Origin of the sequence: Lysinibacillus parviboronicapiens, from assembly GCF_003049605.2 — a bacterium.
GTDB lineage: Bacteria > Bacillota > Bacilli > Bacillales_A > Planococcaceae > Lysinibacillus > Lysinibacillus parviboronicapiens.
The window spans coordinates 2,269,977-2,288,215 of sequence record NZ_CP073713.1 but is presented as its reverse complement, the minus strand read 5'-3'; the positions used below and the strand labels follow the sequence as shown (position 1 = coordinate 2,288,215).

General features: G+C 37.5%; 20 protein-coding genes. 6 read left to right on the top strand and 14 right to left on the bottom strand.

Going from position 1 to position 18,239, the window contains the following annotated elements; translation table 11 throughout:
* Positions 1–33: 33 nt before the first annotated feature.
* The 3 genes from C9J31_RS10895 to C9J31_RS10885 all read right to left on the bottom strand — a co-directional run bounded on the left by C9J31_RS10895 (position 34) and on the right by C9J31_RS10885 (position 1,263).
* Entirely contained in the window at positions 34–183 is a 150-nt protein-coding gene (locus C9J31_RS10895) for a DUF3916 domain-containing protein (RefSeq protein WP_107950445.1), read from the bottom strand.
* 4 nt (positions 184–187) lie between these two features.
* On the bottom strand, positions 188–562 hold the full coding sequence (locus C9J31_RS10890) for a PH domain-containing protein (protein ID WP_107924428.1): 375 nt from the start codon (positions 560–562) through the stop codon (positions 188–190).
* Between the two features lie 107 nt (positions 563–669).
* Entirely contained in the window at positions 670–1,263 is a 594-nt protein-coding gene (locus C9J31_RS10885) for a TetR family transcriptional regulator (RefSeq protein WP_107950401.1), read from the bottom strand.
* A gap of 160 nt (positions 1,264–1,423) precedes the next feature.
* Between C9J31_RS10885 and C9J31_RS10880 the strand changes: the two genes are divergently transcribed.
* Complete coding sequence (locus tag C9J31_RS10880; protein WP_107950402.1) at positions 1,424–2,161, top strand: SDR family NAD(P)-dependent oxidoreductase; 738 nt, start codon at positions 1,424–1,426, stop codon at positions 2,159–2,161.
* A 150-nt stretch (positions 2,162–2,311) separates the two neighbouring features.
* Here C9J31_RS10880 and C9J31_RS10875 read toward each other — a convergent pair whose 3' ends face one another.
* Positions 2,312–3,289, bottom strand: coding sequence for a bile acid:sodium symporter family protein (locus C9J31_RS10875; protein ID WP_238602140.1), 978 nt, complete (start codon positions 3,287–3,289; stop codon positions 2,312–2,314).
* Between the two features lie 165 nt (positions 3,290–3,454).
* Here C9J31_RS10875 and C9J31_RS10870 point away from each other — a divergent pair, with 165 nt between their 5' ends.
* The gene (locus C9J31_RS10870) at positions 3,455–4,480 is read left to right on the top strand and encodes an S-layer homology domain-containing protein (protein ID WP_107950403.1); all 1,026 of its coding nucleotides are present in this window, start codon (positions 3,455–3,457) and stop codon (positions 4,478–4,480) included.
* A gap of 359 nt (positions 4,481–4,839) precedes the next feature.
* Positions 4,840–5,892 (top strand): NAD(P)/FAD-dependent oxidoreductase, encoded by a 1,053-nt coding sequence (locus C9J31_RS10865; RefSeq protein ID WP_107950404.1) that lies wholly within the window; start codon positions 4,840–4,842, stop codon positions 5,890–5,892.
* An 82-nt stretch (positions 5,893–5,974) separates the two neighbouring features.
* On the opposite strand, the gene C9J31_RS10860 is transcribed toward C9J31_RS10865, so the two are convergent.
* Complete coding sequence (locus C9J31_RS10860; RefSeq protein WP_107950405.1) at positions 5,975–6,862, bottom strand: LysR family transcriptional regulator; 888 nt, start codon at positions 6,860–6,862, stop codon at positions 5,975–5,977.
* Positions 6,863–6,976: 114 nt separating this feature from the next.
* Here C9J31_RS10860 and C9J31_RS10855 point away from each other — a divergent pair, with 114 nt between their 5' ends.
* Positions 6,977–7,534 carry a flavodoxin family protein gene (locus tag C9J31_RS10855; protein ID WP_054768448.1) on the top strand — a complete coding sequence of 186 codons (558 nt, stop codon included), beginning with the start codon at positions 6,977–6,979 and terminating at the stop codon, positions 7,532–7,534.
* 412 nt (positions 7,535–7,946) lie between these two features.
* Positions 7,947–8,372: a HEAT repeat domain-containing protein gene (locus tag C9J31_RS10850; RefSeq protein ID WP_107925855.1), complete on the top strand. Its 426-nt coding sequence runs from the start codon at positions 7,947–7,949 to the stop codon at positions 8,370–8,372.
* 88 nt (positions 8,373–8,460) lie between these two features.
* Here the strand turns inward: C9J31_RS10850 and C9J31_RS10845 are convergent, their stop codons facing one another.
* From C9J31_RS10845 to C9J31_RS10835, 3 genes are all read right to left on the bottom strand, one after another.
* On the bottom strand, positions 8,461–9,369 hold the full coding sequence (locus C9J31_RS10845; RefSeq protein WP_107950406.1) for a hypothetical protein: 909 nt from the start codon (positions 9,367–9,369) through the stop codon (positions 8,461–8,463).
* Between the two features lie 79 nt (positions 9,370–9,448).
* Positions 9,449–11,131: a methyl-accepting chemotaxis protein gene (locus C9J31_RS10840; protein WP_107950407.1), complete on the bottom strand. Its 1,683-nt coding sequence runs from the start codon at positions 11,129–11,131 to the stop codon at positions 9,449–9,451.
* Positions 11,132–11,696: 565 nt separating this feature from the next.
* Positions 11,697–12,134, bottom strand: coding sequence for a hypothetical protein (locus C9J31_RS10835; RefSeq protein ID WP_107950408.1), 438 nt, complete (start codon positions 12,132–12,134; stop codon positions 11,697–11,699).
* A 124-nt stretch (positions 12,135–12,258) separates the two neighbouring features.
* Here C9J31_RS10835 and C9J31_RS10830 point away from each other — a divergent pair, with 124 nt between their 5' ends.
* Entirely contained in the window at positions 12,259–12,615 is a 357-nt protein-coding gene (locus C9J31_RS10830) for an FtsX-like permease family protein (RefSeq protein ID WP_107950409.1), read from the top strand.
* A 153-nt stretch (positions 12,616–12,768) separates the two neighbouring features.
* On the opposite strand, the gene C9J31_RS10825 is transcribed toward C9J31_RS10830, so the two are convergent.
* From C9J31_RS10825 to C9J31_RS10800, 6 genes are all read right to left on the bottom strand, one after another.
* Positions 12,769–13,293, bottom strand: a complete 525-nt coding sequence (locus C9J31_RS10825; protein WP_107950410.1) for a tubby C-terminal domain-like protein — start codon at positions 13,291–13,293, stop codon at positions 12,769–12,771.
* A gap of 132 nt (positions 13,294–13,425) precedes the next feature.
* Positions 13,426–14,529: a DUF4179 domain-containing protein gene (locus tag C9J31_RS10820; protein ID WP_107950411.1), complete on the bottom strand. Its 1,104-nt coding sequence runs from the start codon at positions 14,527–14,529 to the stop codon at positions 13,426–13,428.
* Complete coding sequence (locus tag C9J31_RS10815) at positions 14,513–15,055, bottom strand: sigma-70 family RNA polymerase sigma factor (RefSeq protein WP_107950412.1); 543 nt, start codon at positions 15,053–15,055, stop codon at positions 14,513–14,515. The genes C9J31_RS10820 and C9J31_RS10815 overlap by 17 nt, the downstream gene beginning before the upstream one ends.
* A 315-nt stretch (positions 15,056–15,370) precedes the next feature.
* Entirely contained in the window at positions 15,371–16,087 is a 717-nt protein-coding gene (locus tag C9J31_RS10810) for a toast rack family protein (protein ID WP_107950413.1), read from the bottom strand.
* Positions 16,088–16,513: 426 nt separating this feature from the next.
* A complete protein-coding gene (locus tag C9J31_RS10805) occupies positions 16,514–16,912 on the bottom strand; it encodes an SRPBCC family protein (RefSeq protein WP_244854913.1) in 399 nt (132 codons plus the stop codon).
* 90 nt (positions 16,913–17,002) lie between these two features.
* Positions 17,003–18,202 carry an MFS transporter gene (locus C9J31_RS10800; RefSeq protein ID WP_107950416.1) on the bottom strand — a complete coding sequence of 400 codons (1,200 nt, stop codon included), beginning with the start codon at positions 18,200–18,202 and terminating at the stop codon, positions 17,003–17,005.
* Positions 18,203–18,239: the final 37 nt, after the last annotated feature.

Sequence of the window (18,239 nt, the reverse complement as noted above, 5' to 3'; positions counted from 1 at the left end):
GGGACATACAAATATTGTGTTGTCCCCTAGCGCTTATTTTAATTCCCCTATAAACCAAATTTCCCCTTCATAGTGGTAGCCATCTTCATCAGCAATCACTTCTTTAAATCCTGATATTTGCCCATCACTAGTAACAGTTAATCCCCATTCACTTTGAATGTCTCTATCATCAGTTAAACACAGTTTTCTATTTCAGCACATATTCAGCTAAAACGCTTTGGACTTTATAAATATTGAGTGATTTATTAAATTTTTTTTCTATTAGGCCACCAGCCGAAAGCCAAATTTTCAGTTCTGCATCTAAATCAAAATTGCCGGCTGTCTCAACTGAGAAATGTACAATATTCCTATATGGTATCGAATGATATTCAACTTTCTTGCCCGTAACGCCCTGTTTATCTATTAGAATTAGCCGTTTATTGGTGAAAACAAATAAGTCACGAATTAATTTATAGGCGTGTTCCACATGTTCTGCATTCGTTAACAAATCTTTAATTTCATTTTCAACCTCACCTACATTTGTTTCAGAAGCATTCCCCATCAATCCATCTAAAAAGCCCATGTACCCACCGTCCTTTTTTCATACAATTATACCATTTATTCGGTGAACACAAAGTATATAGGGCAAATTTTTATTCACTATCCAGATGAGGTAGCGAGCCAGTTATACTAGGGCTTCCCTATGTATTCAAATGCATAAATATGTGTTTTAGTCAGCTCAATAATGTCACAAATTAGTTGCTCTTCTGATTTTTCAAAGTTACTGGCAATCCATTGAATCATTAGCCCATAAAAACCAAAGGAAGTATAGCGTTTAAACATCTCCATATTGACGGGCTGATTGTTAATTGTTTCAAATTTAAATTGCTCCATATAAATTTTCGTGATAGTCAAAGGCATCCGCGTATGAAAGCCAGGAATGGTATCCTCGAAGTTTAACAGCTCAAAAAACAGTCGATTTTCATAAATATAATGAATTATATTAAACGATGGTGGATGGAGCTTCGTTGTATAGACCTTTTCCCCATATAGATACGGCTCTCCGACTGCCGCTTCCAGCCCAGATAGCATAGTCTCTAGCAATGTATTTGCTAGTTCAATTTTATCTTGAAAATGAACATAAAACGTACTTCGATTGTAACCAGCACGCTCCACAATATCTTTTACTGTAATCGATTGAAAACCTTGCTTTTTTACTAATTCAATAAATGCTTCAAAAAAATGTCTACGCGTTCGTTCCTGTCTTTGTGTCCATTTTGTCAAAAAATCTCCCCCTTTTTAGACATATACTATTGAAGTGTCTAAGAGTTCGACACTTACTGTTACATTAATGATTGTTTCCTTATTGTATCGTCTTACAATAAAAGTACACAGTGATTCGCACGTTGTGTAAGTGAAATTTAATGCTAAGGGGGTAATTTCCGTGGGAAAATTACAAAATAAAGTCGCTATTATTACAGGTGGGGCATCTGGTATTGGTGCGGCAACAGCTAAATTATTCGTCGAAGAAGGTGCTAAAGTTGTGCTTGTCGACTTAAACGAAGAAAAAGGAAGCGCTTTCGAAGCTGAATTAAAAGCAGTCGGTGCTGAAGCTTTATTCATCAAAGCGAATATTACGAGCGAAGAAGAAGTCGCAAATATTTATAAAACCACTTTGGAAGCATTCGGCAAAGTGGATGTGCTCTTTAATAATGCAGGTATCGGCCGTGTAACACCAACAGAAGAACTTGCTTATACAGAATGGCGTAACACAGTAAACGTAGATTTAGACGGTGTCTTTTTAATGGCACAAGCTGCTATTAAAGAAATGTTAAAAGCTAACGGTGGGACAATCGTCAATACCGCTTCTATGTATGGCTGGGTTGGTTCACCAGGTTCAGCAGCTTACAATGCTGCTAAAGGCGGTGTGATTAACTTAACACGTTCACTGGCACTTGAATATGCAACACGCGGTATTCGTGTCAATGCACTGTGTCCAGGCTTTATCGATACACCGATTATTCCTGAAGAAAGTAAAGAACCATTACGTCAAATGACACCGATGCAACGTTTAGGTCAAGCCGACGAAATGGCACAAGCAGTTCTATTCATGGCTAGTGACGACTCAACTTTCATGACTGGTAATACGTTAACTGTTGATGGTGGTTACACCGCACAATAATGTTCGAATTCTACTAACACATCCTATATGCTAAAATCCGCTACACTTCTACGTGCGCAAGCCTTGAACACGCAGAAGTCTATGCGGATTTTTCATGTTCACTTGTAAGCCAGCCCCCTATTTTCTTTCTATGAAGAGGCAATTTAAAATTCACATCCATGTTACACTTCCTTTTAGAGTAGAAGCCACCTCATACCGTGAGCGATATTTTTCCATGACACGATTAAAGAAAGAAGCTAATACTTGTTGAAATAACCTACCGAATACTACTGGCATAACCGTCTTTGGTGGAAAATAAGTTGTGGCAATTACGACCCCAACAGCAATGTTCCGCATCCCCCCAGTAAATAAAAACGTTGTAATAATACGCGTGTCTTTCCAAAGAAAATGCCCCAGTACTAAACATAACGCATAGCCCAAAACAGCAAGCACAAAGACGACTATAATGACACTTACAAGCTTCCAGTTAATATTTTTTATATACGGTGCAATAACACTACTATTAATCATCACAATAAAAAACAAACTTAGTTTTGAAAAAGGAGCCAATTTCCTGCCCACTGTCACTTCAATTTTCCCTTTTGTAAACTCGTTCATGAACACACCCGTAAGAGATGGTACAACAATCATCCAAAGTAAATCTAGCATTAGTGAAAGTGAATCTACTTCGATAGACTGCCCTACAACTACATGCAGTACAGTTGGAATGACAATTGGTGATAATAACGTATCCATTAAAATGATGGCAAGACATAATGCAAGATGCCCCTGACAAATACTTACCCAAATAAAGCTTGTAACCCCTGTTGGAATAGCTACAGCCAAAACAAAACCAATGGTTAGCAAGTGATCATGAAAGATTGCTGTTGACACAAAGTACGCCACAATTGGCATCAATATATGTAAAAATGCAATGGTGATCACAATAGCCCATGGATACCTTTTAAGACTTTTGAAACCGTCAAAGCTCATACTTAAACTGCCAGCAAACGTCATAAAGGCAAATAGCCACGGCACTAAAAATAGCAATTGCCTCCCAAAATCTACTAGTAATACACCCACTACTAAACTTAGCGGCGTTAAAATAGGCATCCATTTTTGGAGCTGTGTATTAAAACTATGCAACACGCTTAATCCCTTCTTTCAATATGGAAAAGCCCAATTTCATGATCCCCCTTGTATAAATCTTTTGACGCAAAAATTTTTAGCCATAAAACGAGAGAATATTTATTTGCAGTTTCTACCCACATCCTGCAAACTAAGGATAATACTAGCTAGAAAGGAAGTATGATAATGAAACAAATAGTTTGCCTGTTAATGCTGTCAGTCCTTGTTATAGGAGGCGGTTATGCAGTAGATGCAGCTGGTTTCAATGATGTGCCAGAAGAGCATTTTGCTTATGAAGCGGTTATCTGGGCACAGGAGTATGACATTATCGATGGTTATGCGGATGGAACATTCAAGCCTAATTTAACAATTACCGAGCAGCAATTTGCAAAGCTTCTTGCCAATTATTATGAATTGGAAACACCATATGATGAGTTAAAAAAACAGACGCCATCTGCAAACTGGTCTGATGAATATTACGATCGGCTTGCCAGCTATGGTGTGCCACTTAATGGTTATTTTGATAATACTATGCGAGCAGCCGCTATAAAGCGTGGCGTTGTCGCACAAGCAATCACTCATTTAGCAGATGGTAAACGTAGTTTAGATGCATCCATTCAATTTTTAATCGATTCTTACATTTCAACTGGGCAAAATCCTCAGTATGAAAATCGTAACTTGCAGAAATTTTTCGGTGTATCCAACAATATGACCCGTGCACAAGTCGTGACACTATTACACCGTATGGCTTCGAGAAATTATTATGAAATCTCTGAGGATGCGCAAGAAATTCATTTAAATGCAGGCAATGCTTCTTTAAATACACTTGCGAGCAATGGACAAAAACAGCTCGATAAAACAATGCAACAAACAACACCTGCCAAAAGTTCTTGGGAAGGCATATATACTTATTACTATAAATGGGGCAAGGGGGCAACTGATTACAACCGCCGTGATGCCATCATCTCCAATGCAACAAGTAAAAGTTTCTACATCTCACTGACGGCCAATGATGGACAAGAATCAGGGACTGTAGATGGCACCGCGACAATTACCTCTAGTTCGAAGGCCGTTATGAACAAATCCGCTAATGGCAATCGCTGCGTACTGGAATTCGAGCGACTCAATAATGCCCTTAAAATTACAGAAGTAGATTGTATAGCTGAGCATGACGAAGGCACAAACTTTTCAGGGACATTGAAAAAGCAATGACACATAATCTTGTGCAGCTCGATCCTAATGAAAACATCATAACGCCAATTTTAAAAACTAGGGTGTGTTACTGTATAGTAAAAAGTGCGAAATGGATTTAATTATCCATTCGCACTTTTTTTCAAGACGACTAGCTCATTGATTATATCATCAAATTTTCTGTGTAAAGATCGCCTTTCTTCTCTTAACATTTCAATTTAAATACCTCAATAAACATACAATTCCCCCCTATTCCATGGTCAATTTCATTTATATTTACGTTAACACTTGAAATGTTCTTCAAATTACTATATTTTAGTATTAATCATTGCTAATTGAAAATGATAATCAATGAGAATAAACAAATTAGGAGATATGCTATGACAAACATATATGATGTAACAATAATTGGTGGCGGCCCGAGTGGACTATATAGTGCTTTTTATGCAGGACTTCGTGATTTAAAAACTAAAATAATTGAATATAAGTCAGTACTTGGCGGAAAAATTCACGTCTATCCTGAAAAGTTAATTTGGGATATTGGTGCTTTACCAGCAACACCAGCCCAACAGGTAATTGATAATTTAGTTGAACAAGGTCTGACATTTGACCCTACTGTGTGTTTAAATACAAAAGTTGATATCGTTTCGAAAGAAAATGATGTTTTTATCATTACAACGAGTACAGGCGAAAAACATTATTCAAAAAATGTCATTGTCGCTGTCGGTGGAGGAATTATTAGTCCTATCAAGCTAGACTTAGAAGGTGCAGAAAAATTCGAAGTTTCCAACCTTCATTACACAATTCGTGGTATTGAGCGCTTCAAAGATAAATCTTTATTAATTTCAGGCGGTGGTAACTCTGCCGTTGACTGGGCATGTGATTTACTTGATATTGCAAAAGACATTACGATTATTTACCGCGGAGAGGAAATTTCCGCCCATGAAGCACAAGTGAAAAAGTTACAAGCCTATGGCATTCCAATCATTACACAAACATCTATTAAAACACTGGTGGCCAACGAAGAAAAAACAAAAATTAAAAAAGTCATTATCGAAAACAAGGTGACAAACGAGACAGCGACTCTTGTTATAGATGAAGTGTTAATTAATCATGGTTATGATCGTGATCAATCCTTCTCATTCGATAATGCTATTGAGCCTAAACGTGATGAAATTCGCAATTACTTTTTACAAACGAATACGGGATGTCAAACAACGATTGAGGGTTTATATGCAGTGGGCGATATCGCACAATATGATGGAAAAATCCATTTAATTGCTGGTGCTTTCCAAGATGCAGTTAATGCCGTAAATAGCATTAAACTAACGATAGAGCCAGATGCTGATAAAATGGCAACCGTTTCTTCGCATAACAACGTATTTGAGTCTAGAAACCGGGCAATTATTAATAATACATTATTGAATGTTTAATTTTCGAACTAACAAAATGGCAGCTTGAGCTATAACTAAAGCTGCCATTTTTATTTGGTTCATTTACTATTACCCGTAAACTTTAAAATTCCTGATACCTGTCAATGGCAATGTCTATAAAATCAGCAAGATATGGGGGTATATGTTTATCCTTATGCCAAGCAATATCGGTATAAATCGCAGCTAACTTTAATGTTGAGGGCACTTCCTTTAAGCGCTCATTCGCTAATTCCTTCGCCACCACCATTCTCGGTAAAAAAGTGAGTCCTAAGCCTGCCATCACACATTGCTTGATGGCCTCAATACTAGCAAATTCAATCATTTGTGCTGGATAGACGCCTTCTTGTTGTAAGTGCATTTCCAATTGATTTCGGTAAGAACAGCCATTTTCCGTTAACAGCAACGTTTCATTTGAACATTGCTGTACTGATAATGGACCTTGCTGTAAAATTGCCGACGGGGCACTAACAAATACTAATTGCTCTTGTGTGAGACGTTCTCGGTGTAGCATAGGTGTTTCTTTAAACGTATCGGTAATAAAAGCCACATCTAGGTTCCCTGACTGCAATAAATCTTTGGCAATTTCTGTTGTATGCACAGGTTTAAAAATGATTTTCACTTGTGGATGACATTGCTGAAATAATTGTAAAATGCTTGGTAGGCGATATACACATTGACTTTCCTGTGCGCCAATCGTTAATACGGCATGTGCCTGTTCGCTGGACAATACTCTTTTCATTTCGGTATCTAGCTCCAACATTTTTTGGGCATACTGTTGTAGCCTGCTCCCCTCTTCTGTCAGTGTAATCCGTTTACCAAGACGCTCAAATAACACTGTAGCAAGCTCTTCTTCTAAAGATTTAATCTGAGCAGTAATACTTGACTGCGCGTAACCTAATTGCTGAGCTGTTTGGGTAAAGCTTAAAGTTTTGGAAGCTGTTAGGAAGGTTTGTAACTGTTTAAGATCCATCACTTTCACCTCTTAATCGTTTTTTTCGATCCATTCCATCGAAACATTCAGCTTTCTCGATAGCAAAAGGGAGTATACACTATTTGTAATGTGAAATATAGAGGAGGAAAAAATATGAACATCACTGCTTTTATCGGTAGCTCAAGACAACACAGCAATAGTGAGTTACTTGCCGACTATGTATTAGAGGGCGTCCCTCATCAAAAGTTAATAATAAAGGATTTAAACATTCAACCAATACATGATTTACGTCATGATGCACAAGGTTTTCAATTTGTGGATGATGATTACGATCAAATCATTCATGCCCTTTTGACAAGTGACATCGTGGTCTTTGCGACACCGATTTATTGGTATAGCATGTCTGGTATCATGAAAAATATGGTAGATCGCCTGAGTCACGCAATCCGAGATGAACGCTTTCCGCAGTTAAAAGAAAAATTATTGACAACAGAAGCGATAGTACTCGCAGTTGGGGGCGATGAGCCAAAAATTAAGGGATTGCCTCTGATTCAACAATTTCAATACATTTTCAACTTTTTAAACATGCCCTTCTCTTCTTATATACTTGGAGAGGCAAACAAGCCTGGTGACATTGCTAATGATGAGCAGGCTGTTGCACAAGCAGCACTTTTAAATAAGCAACTAAAAACCATGATAAGCACGCTTTGAATGAAACTAGTCAAATAAGAACTTCTATAGAAATATTATCTGCCGGATTTTATCTCTGCATCATCGAATCATTGCTTTCTCGGTCAGTTTCTATATAATTATTCTAGTGAGTAAATTTTGATATAGATTTTTCCATATTAATTTATAAGAATGATGTTTTATCATGAATCATCGTATAGGATAGATTATCTCCGCCGGTAGCAGTGGGAGAGCATTATTGACGTGCTATTTCATCAATTGAACCGTCAAGAACCGGCGGCATCTACAGTTGCGCCGATAGAATACCAATTGTCACTTATATTTCTTTAATATCGGTTCTATTTTGAAGTGAATTGGCTCATTATAAATAAAGAACGAAATAAAGGCGCATTCTGTTACAAGGCATTATGTCCGTTACAACAAAGGAGCACATATGAAAATGCAAACTGAGTTACCCGAAAACTACCAAGATTTAAAAAAGGCTGCCAACTATACTTCGAGCTGGCGTGAGCGCTTGGCTGCTGTACAGACACTAAGTAGCTTCAAACATGAAAGTGTCATTGACTTACTACACAATCGTGTAAAGGCAGATACAGTGTTCGCTGTACAGCAAGCGGCCTATGAAGCATTAACGAACTTTGGTGAGGATGTACCAACACCTACCCGCCGTAAATTCGAGCTGATCAAAGGTGCCGAAAAAGTATTTGTACGTGTCAAGAAAAGCTTACCTGCAGACCATTCGTTCTCAGACTTCGCGGATAAGTTAAAGCGTACACGCCTTGATGTCTACGATGCCTATGAAGGTGATCAAGGTGAAAACTTCCTACCATGGCTAGAAGCGAAATGGCAAACTATCTAAGTAAGGAAATATAGTACACATAAGGTATAAAAAAACCAGCAATTAGTACGATTTACTCGTATATTGCTGGTTTTTTATATGCTTACAATTATTTTTTTCGTTTCCACAACACAATGCCAATAATAACGGCTAATAAAGCAACAATGGCAACTATCCATACTGTGCTTGAGTTTGAGGCAGTTGTGTCAGCCGTTTCACTTGCTTGCTGTTGATCTCTTGGTGTTGCGTTTGTAACTTGTTCTTGCTTTTCATCTGTCGCTGCCTGTGCAGTTGTGGCAAGTTGAATGTATTGTAACGTAGGCGCAGACGTATTCTTTGACTGTGTTTCATGACCATCATGATGATGACCAGCACTCGTCGTCAAAATGGATTTTTCTAATTCTTGACCCACCCAGCTTTTTGCCTCGGTAGCATCTGCAAAAATCCGGGGATGACCAGAAAGCATATATGTTTTACCATCAATTACTAGTCCTGTTTCATCACCTGTTACAACATCGTCAATCGTACCTGTTGGGCCGTATGTAAATCCACCCATCTGAAGCAGTGTGTGCCCTCCCATATCAACATCTATGTTGTCAGTTAAAAAGCCAATATACTGTTCTTTCGTTAACGTTGCATCTGGTTTTTCAATGTCTAGTTTATTATGAAATAATGCCGTGTTGATTTCCTTGTAGGTAATATCTCCTTCTAGTGAAGATACATATTCCTCATTTTTGGCGGCTTGAGCCAATTCATCAACTGTTGCTCCTTCTAGTCCGAAGAAAGCGCCTACCCAGCCAGCAAAATCCTTGCGTGATAAATTTTCACTTGGGTTTAATGCCATATCTGTCCCATTATAGCCAATAAGTCCAGTACTATGGAGAACCATAATTTCCTGTAAATCTGGCGTTGTTGCAGGTACATCCGTATAAAGCATACTTTTATCCATAGTATGCGCATAGGCCGTTGGCGCAAGAAGTAGCGTACTCATCAGCATCATTAATATATATTTTCTCAAAATTATCCCACCTTCCAATGCAATAGTATACATTCTAAATGTGTTGGAAGTATGAAATACGGTACGTTAATGTCACTGGCTATAATTTAAATTTACTGATTTGATCGTTTAAATTTTCTGCCATTTCTGCCAAATTGACAGAACTATTTTTAATTTCATCCATCGAGCTTGCTGCTTGTTCAATCGTTGCAGATGTTTCTTGTATGCCTGCAGCAGATTGTTCGGAAACGGCAGCGATTTCATCGACAGATTTATTGATATTGAGCGTATTTTGGGCGACTTCTTCTAATTTTGAGGACATCGTGACAATGCTCGTTGACATGGCATAAACTGCTTCTGCTATATGATTAAATGTTTCATTTGTAGAAGCGATTTGAGTGGTACCCTTTTCCACCTCACCGTATCCAGTTTCGAGTGATGCTGTAACAATCACCGAATCGTGTTGAATTTTCTGAACGATGCTGGTAATGTCATCAACAGATACAGATACTTGTTCTGCCAGTTTACGTACTTCATCTGCAACAACAGCGAAGCCTTTACCATGCTCACCAGCACGTGCTACTTCAATGGCCGCGTTGAGTGCCAATAAGTTCGTTTGATCTGCAATAGCATGAATGACTGCCACTATTTTAGAGATTTCTTGGGTTTGTTTACTCAAATTATCTACTTTATGAACCGCTTCTTTAACAATATGATCTATCGTTTTCATTTGTTGTGTGGAAGCTGCCATTAACCCCTTGCCCTCTTCGGTTAAGTGCATCACTTCTTGTGAATATTGATTGACATCCTTACTACTCATATTTACATCAGTGACCTGAGTAGTGAATTCTGTCATGGTTGTAGCCACATCCGAAGCATTACTTGCCTGAATTTCAGTACCACTCGCAATTTCTGCTATTGTGTCGACAATTTGCTCCGTCCCCACCTTTACTTCTGTAGCAGATTGCATCAATTCCTCACTATGTGTTGCTACATGGTTTGACACTGTTTGAATATGCTTTAACAAGCGGTTCAAAATTTCTGACATCTTATTTGTCGCTGTTGTTAGCTGGCCAAGCTCATCATTCGCTTTTGCATCAAGGGCTGGCTCACTTAAGTCGCCTTCAGTTATGCGCTGCATACGCTCTGTCAGGATGATAATTGGTTTAGAAATCCTTCTCGCACTGATTAAGGCCGTAAATATCGCAATGACAACAATAGCGATACCAACAATAACGCTTGTGATTTGCTTACTTTCGCCAGCCGCAATCATATCGGAGCCAACAGCATTAATAGATTGTTTACGTTGTTCTGCCAAGCCTTCATAGCCCTCACGAATTTCAGTCGCTTTCGCATCCATCGCAGCTAAATTTTTCGTTGCCAGCTCGACATTGCCCTGATCATATGTATCGAAAACATCTTTTTGTACATAGCTACTCCATTCTTTCGCCATATCCGAAAACTTCTGAAATTCAGTTGAATGGGAAATCGCTAAACGTTTCTTCTCATTGTCAAGTGCGCGTTCCACGTTATGTGTATAAATATCTTTATATTTTTCTTCTCCAGATAATACATAACCCCTAGCAGCTGCAATTCTTACTGCAATTGTGGAGGCTAGTTCATAATCTGTAATTAATAATTGTAATTCTTCATCAACAATTTGTTCTGTTGCGGTGTTATTTTGAGTAATTGCTAAGACATTGTAAGCAATATATACAACAATGACTGCCACTACAATAGTGAATGCAAAAATGATTCTCGTGCTAATAGACTTAAAATTCATTATTAAATTTCCCCTTATTTTTCCTTATATAGTTGAATTACTGCTTTTAAATCTACCTAAAATTTTGTATCAGACCAATCATGAAAAAACATTATTTAACGATATCATTCGACTCTCTTAATACTAAATAAAGCGTAATTAATAAAAATTTTAACTATATTGTACAATATTAGTAATTTACCATTTATAAATCTATTTAGGATGATTTAAAAATTTAATCTATATTTAGATTAATAATTAAGTGATTTTTGTGTGTTTATAAGCTTTTTTTGATTTTAGTGCGATCGATTTATGGAGCATCGTGCAAAGTATCTGTCACAGGTGTCAAAAGAAACTTTTAAACAACGGAAAATAGGCAGGGTAATACCAAATAAAAAGTTTTAGTACCATACTTTTAGAACTACTGTGCTTTTTGCAAAAGTCTTAAATTATTTACTAGAATACGATTGCGAAAGAAAAAAAACTTACCAAGCCTTCCATGTTTACACCATAAAAAATCTCCAATTCCGTCTTTATAACGGAATTGGAGATTTTTAGCTTAAATAGTGGAAACTGCTATGTGAAATTAATCCCAATAATTAAACATAACATCCCCTAATGTCTCACTTTTAAAATAGGCTGCGTAGTGCCATTCCACATCCGATAAGCTATGAAGCTCCTTATCTTGTGTAAGCAAACTGTTTAACACTTCAGCCTCTAGGCATTTGCGCATTGGAAAGTATTTGTGTAAGTTAGGTTTTGTTAAAAATCGAAAAGTCAGTTCTTTATCACTCATAGCAAACGCCACATACGGCATAAGTCGATGATGAAGAATTGTCAATTGCTCATTGTCTAACTGAATGTCTGCCTGCATATACACAGCACGGGAATCATCCATAAATTGTAAAAGTTTAGAACGTGGTTCACTCGTTACAAGATGATAGACCATAGATTGAAATGACCGCATTTCCTGTTCAATCAAATGCTCTGCATCAAAGCCTGTTATCCCTTTTGTTAAACGCAACTAACCACCCCTTTATTTCTTTCTTTATATGTCTTTCGCTGTCATGCTGGCATAGTCCTGCAATTTCCTCGACATCTATCGTTGTATAGTTGTCTAGTAGAGACTAGTCGTTGGTGTTTTTGTTATCCTAATAGCCGCTAGTTGTTTAGGGGTATTACAAACTCTGCTTCACTCTGTCTATGCAAAACGAGGAGATTATGCGATTCAGCGATTAATCGGTCTTTCACCAAATGGATTAATGAAGTTGATTTTAACGCAAGTACTGTCCTTTGTGCTTTATGGTCTGACTGTTGGTATATTCCTCGGTCTGCTCTTAACAAGGATGATGGCCTTTATTGACGTTGACGCACCAATGGTTTATGATTTCTTCACATTAGGGATTACTAGTGTGGTCTTTTTACTAGCGACCTTCGTAGTCTTTACATTACAAGGTTACTGGATCAGTCGACAAAAATTAGCAAACGAAATTGTAGATATGTAAGTAGAAAGATTCATTTAGGCCCTCAAAGACGAGGGCTTTTTTTAGTTATCGAACATGTTTTTGAATTTATCGCTACAATTTCGAAATATATCACCCAACTTTTTTTATTTATCACCCAACTTCAATAATTTATCGCCCAAAATCTACAATTTATCATGCACCTACAAATAACACAGCCTGTCCAATGGCAATAAAAAAGGCTTCATGCTGGATTGGGCTAGTTTCTTCAATTTGAAGGGTAATATCAAAATACGTATCCCGAAAAACTGCTTGCCAGCGAGCAATTGGCTGTTCATTCAGTAAAAATACTGACCAGTCCTCCATCTCTTTATTAAGTGTTATTTTTTGCTCGCCGTCTGTAATGATTAAATCTGGAATCATTATTTGCCAGCCATCATAGGCAATCATATAGTCCTTTCCCGTCACAAAGTCCTTTCCTCGAAAATGTACACGACCACGACGCGACATTTTTTTACATGTGAAAAGTGGCTGTCCGTCAACATCGCTTGCATCAAAACGTACGAAATATCGGTAATCCATTGTACGATCAAAAGCTTTTTTTAGTCCATTTGTGTAAATCCGTTGAACAGTAGATGATACTTTCCCCGCTCCATTTAAAACATGAATAACCTCTGTTGATTCAATTGCCACAGGTTGTGTGTATGTAAAAGTTTTCAATACTTTCGCTCCTTCAAAAACACTCGCTTCGAGTTAAATTTTCTTCTTTTAAGCTAACACAAATTAAGCGTCAAATACAATTCGCCATACTTAGGAATGGCGATGTTGTATTTAACGCTTTCTTATTTCGATTTAATGATTATTCTGCGATGGTACTTCGACAGTAAATGGTTGGAATTTAACCTCTTTCAGAGTTGATTTATCAAACGGCAATTTCGTTTCTTCCCCATTCGGTTGTATTTGTACACCTGATCCACCTGTAGGGAGCATTAAATATGGCGTAATGATTAATGTTGACACATTATCTGAAATTGGATCAAACGTTTTATTGCCACTGAAGACCCAAACACCGTCATTAAATTGTCCTGTTGTGCCTCCTGAATGTGAGGGTATTTCCTTACCAGATTGATCCGTTATGCGGAATTCAATATATGAAGCCCCTAGTTGAGAATTATCAATATTTCCAGTTTCAGATGCCTCAAATGAAAGGCCTACACCAGAAGGACTGAATGATACTCTTGAAACATCAAGCTGAATACCCTCCGCTTGCTGCTGATGATTCACTGGTAGATGTGTGATATCGACAATCTTTTTAATAGGTGTTGAAAATTCCCATTTCTCGCCCTCTTTGCCTTCTAAAATTAAGCCCAATTCAAAAGAACTTGGCATATTGTCTGTGACATTATAAGTGGTAATACCTGTACGAATGGTTGGGCTTAAATTCTCTTCGCCATAGCTTCCCGATCCGCTAAGAAATTTCCCATTCATCTTCAAATCCATACCTGCACCGAAGTACTCATTGCTTAATTCTTTTTCCGATTCAATTTTAATGCCAACAGTAATATTTGTGTCATCATACAGTACTTCATCGACAGTAACAGCAATACCATTGATTATTTGCTTTTCTCCAACCGTTTTTGTTAATCCTTGTTCGCTAGCCTGTTTTAGCCCAAGCAAGCCAGAGTCACCAAACACGGACCCCACGATCGGCAGTTGAGCCAAAGTGCTAGCAAATGTTGGTGATATATATGCTGAGCCTATCATAATACCAAATGCTGCTGCCGCACTAGCCACATATAACAATGGTTTTCTTTTACTTTTTCGTGTTTTTTGTAATGGTGCATTGTTCATATTTGCTTGCTCCTCTGCTCGTTGAATACCTTTTGTAATCGCTGTTCGTACCTCGTCTCTCGGGAATTCTGGAAGGCTACTATTGTGATTAAATGACTCTTTCATTGTACGTTGCGCTCCTTTCTAATTCTCGTTTTAAGTGTTTTTTTCCACGATGTAAATACGTTTTGATTGTGCTTGAAGGCTTATCCATCATTTGTGAAATTTGTTTAATCGGTAAATCATGATAATAATATAAAATAAGTGCCATTTGATGGGCGTGACTCAAGTGCTGTAATGCCTCTGATAAATCAATGGGATTACTGATTTCAGTCGGTTGATGATTTAAACGTTTTAATAGCTCACCTTCTTCATAAGGAATGATTCTTTGCCCTTTTTTCAACAAACGATAACACTCATGAATTAAAATACGAAACAGCCAAGTAGAAAAAAATTCTGGGTGCTTGAGCTGTTTAATTGTTAAATAAGCCTTACACGCTGTTTCTTGAATAGCATCCAGTGCATCCTCTTTTTGTCCTACATAAGAAAGTGCTGTATAGTACAGCTTTTCTTCCTCTAAACGTAGAAGTTGTTCAAACGCTTCCTTGTTTCCTGCAATTGCTTGTTTCACGATAGATAAATCATGTTCCATGCTGTTTCCCTCCGTTCAATACTTAGAGTCTTTATATCCGATAAAAGGTTTCACTTTTATGCTTTTCTTTTTTTACTTCAAATCATAGAACATGAAATGGTAGGTAACCTCAATACTTTTCGCGTGGAAGAGCGTAGTTGCATCGGAACAATTTGTTGTGGTCTCACATTGTCACAAGACATCTTAGACTTCGTCCCACCTAATGATCTCCACTGTCTCTTGTGCGCAGAATACATACCAAATCTAAAACTTAGGATTGAAGATGAAACACAAAAAAGTAGCCTACTCTTTGAAAAGTAGCCTACTAAAACTAATCTATTTATCTAACTTGAACGTAACATCGCCAACGCCCATTTCCGAATTTACCTCGAGTACGACATCTGCATGTTCATATGCTTCATTTACATAAATACCTTTACCTTTTGCAATAAACCCTTCCACACTCGAAGACCCTATCCCTTTTTCAGTTGTAAGCTTTACGCCGACTTTCGATGGTAAAATGACCGTTGTTTGACCAACACCAGTTTCAATGTTCGTTTCAAAGCTTTTTTTCCAATCACCGCCTAAATTTACAGCAAGATCACCTACGCCTGTTTCAATATCTAATTTTTCAAGCTTCAAGCCCTGTAAATCAAGATTTGCCATAGACGCACCTGTTTCAACGGAAAGATTCATTGGAATATCCTCATTAAGTGTTATATTCCATTCATTTTTCACATTCGAAATACCAAATTTTGTGGAGCCTTTATGTTCAATAACCACTTCTCCCGTTTGCCCATGAAGATCGTAGCTAACCTTTGGTGCTAGTTTATTTATGTTATATTGAGCAGTCCCTTCAACCCAGTCCTTCGCTCCTTTTGTAACCGTCATTTCCCCTACTCCAAGATTTAATTCTACATCTAACTTCTCAGCCTTATCCTTTTCAACTAAGATGGATTCTTCGTTGTTTTTCCCAGGAATAATTGAATTACACCCCGATAGAACAAGTATTGAAGCACTCATAACTAAACCGATTCCCACAAATTTCTTCAAATTAATTACCTCCTGATATATAATCTTCCAATAAATCCATTTTATCGAAATATCGATTTTTAAATAACGACCCTCCGCTTTAACTTCATCTAAGACCTAAGACGTAGAAAGTAATCATTAAACGATTTTCTCCCTATGCATCACTTCATTGATATGCAACCTAACAAAGAAGTTGAACCTCAAATCACATCACTTTTGACATGTTCACGCTGTAGGGATACTATTTCAATTAGCTGGATAGATGAAAATGCTAGAAGGTTCATAAAATTTGTAGACATTTCCTTCGTCATCAATAGCGTTAACAGTAACTTCAGAACAATTAGCATTTGTCGTTAGACCGACGAACAATGAAAAAGTTTCATGAAAAAATTCATTTTCCATGAAACTTAAATTGTTGAACGATTCTTTTAGCATTTTTCTTTTTTATTATACAAAAGGGATTTCCTTTCCCTCTAATAAAGCCTTTAAATTGGCGAGTGATGCCTCATAACCGCTCGTGTTGAATGTTACAGTTGTTTTTCCCATGTCATCTGCCAATGAGATGGCTATTAACGTTTCAGGTAAATCTAAGTAAAATGAAAACTGCTGATGCATAGTTACATTTTTTATCGTTAAGGTCATCGGTAACTTCTCAGTCAATTGATTATGGCTATTCGGTATTAATGTAAAAATAATCTGTTCACCTGCTGCTAAATGAGGAATTTCCCATATTGAACCAGGCGCATACCATTTTGTTAGCAGCTCGGCATCCGTAATGGCATGCCAAACTTTTTCTAGACTTGCATCAATCGAAATTGAACTTTTATTTTCTTTGTACGCCATCATAGACTCCTCCGTTAGCAGCATTATGCTTTTTCGTATGAATAATCATTTTAACATATTTTAAGCGTTTTATCACAAAATTCCAGCTCTATTCTAGACAGCATCCCTATTTGTACTTATTGTCGCTCGGTATAAATTCACCGCCCCTAACGCTACAGCGATTGCTACCAAATCCAATGCTAGCTGATAACTATGTAATACAATGACCATGAAACCATAAAAAGTTGGTGCTATGACGATAAAAATTTGATTTAATGTTAAAGCTGCACTCACTGTTAAGCCAATGTAATTTGGATTGGATTGCTCTGTAATACAAGCTATAAACAAGGAATACCAGCCAATTGCTACAAAGCCTAGGAGGAAGCAGAAGAAGTGCATCAGCATCTCCCATTGCATCACAAATGGTAACATTATAGTAAAAATAACGGTGCAAACCATTACAATGAATAATAATTTTTCTCTATTGTGCTCAAAGAATTGATCACTCACCCATGCAATGACTACTCTTCCTATCATACCGCCTAGTAATATTAAGCTTAAATACATCCCTGCATCGATTAATGAATAACTGCCTTCTTGATGCAAATAACTCATAAAATGAGCAATGAGTATCATCTGTAATGACATCATCGTGATGCCTACGATATATATGGGGTAAAGCACTTTATTATTTTTAATAGTTATCATTTTTTCTTTAAAAGATACGGATTTAGATACTGACACTACGGTTTCTTTTGGTTCTTTATACGCTAATAAGAAAAGAATACCTCCAGCAATGGCTACAAAGCCTTGCACGATATGTACCGCAGACAACTCAAAATGATTATACGTATAAGTGAGGATGACAGATGCCAAGGCCCCACCTATTGGAATTCCAGTTTGTCGGATACCCATAGCTAGCCCTCGATGTTTGTCGGGAAACCATTTGACGATGGCCGTACTGCCCCCAGTTTGCGCACTTCCGTACCAGATCCCTACGACTAGTAATAGAAGTAGCAACAGCAAATAATTATTTACCATCACAAGTGTTAATGTCGACAATCCTAATAGAATAGACCCCCAACCAATGATTTGTTTCTCTCCTTTTTTATCCATTAAGTGACCAAATACGAGCATGGAAAACATTGGTCCTATATTGACTGCTGAAACAATAAATCCAGCTTGTAATGAAGTTAAGTTCCATTCAACCTGATAAAACGTAGCGATTGGCCCCATCCCATATGTCACAAAAGTTGCTGCTGTTTGACAAAGTGTAGCCACCAATACGATGAACCATTTATAATACGTATTCATCCAAGCTCCTCCAATTTCTATTCCTACACCAATTTAT